Consider the following 3,027-nt stretch of genomic DNA (forward strand, 5'->3'; position numbering starts at 1 on the left):
CCGGCGACAAAGGCGTCTTCGCTGAGGCCGTGCTCCGTCAGCAATTTCAAATTTTCGCCAAAATTCCGGTAGACCGTGCGAATCAGCAATTCAAAGGTCGATTCGACGCCTTGCCCAGTCAAAGCGATGGCAAAAACCAGCGGCCAGGAGGCGGCCGACCAGCGCTCGCGGATTTCGGCTTCGGGGACGGCATTCGGCAGGTCGCATTTGTTGAACTGGACGACCATCGGCAGATGCTCGAAATCAAGCCCGACCCGGGCACAGTTGGCGGCCAGGCTTTGGAAGGATTCGCCGTTGTTGGTTTCCTGGGTGCGGTCGGCATCGGCCACGAAGACGACACCGTCGGCGCGCGACAGCACCGCCTTGCGCGTGCCGTCATGGGCCACCTGGCCGGGCACGGTGAACAGCCGGAGTTTGATGAGCAGGCCGGATGGCGCCCGAAAGCCGAGTGGCAGGAGGTCGAAGAAAAGCGTGCGGTCGTCCTTGGTCTCCATGGTCATGAGCTCGCCCTTCAATTCCGGAGCGAGCAGGTCGTGCAGACGCAGCAGATTGGTCGTCTTGCCGCTCTGCGCCGGGCCGTAATAGACCAGTTTGAAAGTCAGGTGCTGGGCATCGCTTTCGGGCATGCTGAATCAGCCTTTGCTCTGAAACTCGGGATCGAGCACGACCGAGCCGTCCGGCCCCCAGTTGACTTCGGTGATACCGGGTTCAATGCGCTCCAGCCGTTCGGCCTCGATTTGCTCCGGTGTGATGTCGCCCATTTCAAGACGGACCAGATTGGCCAGCTGACGGTTTTCCAGCATCAGATCGCGGTGGGCCAGCGCCTGGCCAATCGCCGACATGAGGTCATAGTCGTTCCACGGCTTGCCGATGAAGCGGTCGATGCCGACTTCATTGACGGCGCGAACCAGGGCGTTGAGATCGGCGTAACCGGATAGAATGAGCCGTGCCGCATCGGGCTGGATAGCCTTGGCGGCCTTGAGGAATTCGATGCCATCCATGCCCGGCATCCGGTAGTCGCTCATGAACAGGTCGAATTCTTCGTTCCTGGCCGCTTCCAAGGCGGCCAGCGGCGAATTGAAATCGGCGATTTCCAGGGCGTAACTCTTTGTGCCATAGGTGCATGGCGCCAGACGCAAGACTCGTTTAAGGGCTTTGAGGATGGAGTCCTCATCGTCGACGATCAGGATGCGGCTCATTTTTCCTCCTGGCGAATATAGACGGTCAGCGTCTGCTCCTCGGAACCTTCCATTTTGACCAGTTGGCTGATGATTTCTGCGGTCAACGATGTCCCCTTGGCGAGCAGCAGATAGCCGTCGCGGTGCATGAGGTCCCGGCTGAGCAGCATGCCGGACTTCAGGTGCATGGTGCGCAGGGGAATTTCCGTGAAGCCGCTCTTGACGGTTTCGGCGAGCAGCGTCGCAAAGGCGTCAACGACGGCGGGGTCGTAGCGCTTGCCGCGATTGTCGATCAGGAAATTCAGTGCTTCGGCCGGCTTTAGCGGACGCTGGACCAGGGTGCCGATGATCAGCGAATCATACTCATTGACCACCTGCAGGATGCGGCTGCCCTGCGGAATGGCGATGCCGGCCAGATGGTCGGGGAAGCCGTTGCCGTCATAACTTTCATGATGATGGCGAACGAGAATGGCGGCCTCCTTGAATTTGTCGATACCCAACAGGATGTTCTGGCCGATGACCGGGTGTTTCATGACCAGCGTGCGTTGCTCGGGCGTCAGCGTATTGAAGGGCTTGCTCAGCAGTTCGTCGGGCAGGCCGAGTTTGCCGATGTCGTGCAGCAAGCCGGCCAGCATGATGTTCTGTTTCTCGGCGTCGGAAAGGCCGAGGCGTTGGGCAACGCTGCGCGCCTGTTCGGCGACCCGCCGGCCGTGGCCCGACATTTGGCTGCCGGCCGGGCCGCTGCGTAGTTCGACCAAGCCGGCAAAAACCTGGACGCTGGTCAGAAACGCCTTTTTCAATTCGCTATGCGTTTGCTCGACAAAACTCAAGGCCTGGCTCAGTTCTGCGGTCCGTTCGGCGACCTTCTGCTCAAGGCTGGCGTTGAGTTCCTTCAGCTGATCGTTTTGCGCCTGGGTCAGCGAGGAGAGGCGCAGGTTCTCCCGCTTCAGATTCTGGTGTTCGATGGCTTCGGCAACGATGCTGACGATCTCGTTGTCGTCCCATGGCTTCGAAATATAACGGTAGATTTCGCCCTGATTGATCGCAGCAACGGTCGATGTGATGTCAGCGTAGCCCGTAAGCAGGATACGCATGACATTGGGCCAGCGAGCACGAACCTCCTTGAGGAAGGTGGCGCCATCCATTTCCGGCATGCGCATGTCGGAAATGACCAGATCGATTTGTTCTTTCTCAAGTACTTCCAGCCCGGCAGCACCGCCTTCGGCGATGAAGATGCGGTAGCCGTGCGGGCGGAACAGGCGGCGCAGGGCGGAAAGAATGCCTGGCTCGTCATCGACGAAGAGCAGGGTGGGTTGGGCGATTTCCTCGCTCATGATGAAGTCTCCGAGTCCTGTATTTGAGTGTTGTGCGTCGGATTGATGGGCAGTACCAAACGGAACGTGGTGCCCAAGCCTGCGCTGCTTTCAACCTCGATCTGGCCACCGTGCCGCTTGATGATTCCATAGGATAGCGAAAGTCCGAGGCCGGTCCCTTTGCCCACCGGCTTGGTCGTAAAGAACGGCTCGAAAATTCGGTTGATATGCTCCGGCGCGATCCCCTTGCCAGTATCGCTGATTTCAACGCAAACCTTGTCGTCGCCGTGGAGGCGGGTTCGAATCGTAATGGTGCCCTGCGTTTCAATGGCATGGCCGGCGTTGACCAGCAGGTTCATGAAGACCTGGTTGAGCTGTGAAATGAGGCAGAAAACAGGCGGGATTTCGCCATATTCCTTGACCACCTTGGCCTTGTATTTCAGCTCGTTCCAGACAATGTTCAAGGTCGAATCGAGCCCCTCGTGCAGGTCTGCCTCCTGCCACTCCTGTTCGCCGACGCGCGAGAAGTTTTTGAG

4 protein-coding genes are annotated in these 3,027 nt (G+C 58.9%); all 4 read right to left on the reverse strand.

Annotated features, from left to right (window positions below; all coding sequences use genetic code 11):
• Positions 1–626 (reverse strand): GTP-binding protein (locus ADADOO_RS17300; RefSeq protein WP_511278759.1); only part of this gene is annotated, 626 nt, incomplete at its 3' end.
• Between the two features lie 6 nt (positions 627–632).
• Positions 633–1,199, reverse strand: a complete 567-nt coding sequence (locus tag ADADOO_RS17305) for a response regulator (protein WP_511278760.1) — start codon at positions 1,197–1,199, stop codon at positions 633–635.
• On the reverse strand, positions 1,196–2,512 hold the full coding sequence (gene nosR, locus ADADOO_RS17310) for a response regulator c-di-GMP phosphodiesterase, NosR family (RefSeq protein WP_511278761.1): 1,317 nt from the start codon (positions 2,510–2,512) through the stop codon (positions 1,196–1,198). The genes ADADOO_RS17305 and nosR overlap by 4 nt, the downstream gene beginning before the upstream one ends.
• On the reverse strand, positions 2,509–3,027 hold a 519-nt coding region (locus ADADOO_RS17315; protein ID WP_511278762.1), incomplete at its 5' end, for a sensor histidine kinase. The genes nosR and ADADOO_RS17315, both read right to left, overlap by 4 nt.

Source organism: Azonexus sp., assembly GCF_036170495.1.
Classification (GTDB): Bacteria; Pseudomonadota; Gammaproteobacteria; order Burkholderiales; family Rhodocyclaceae; genus Azonexus.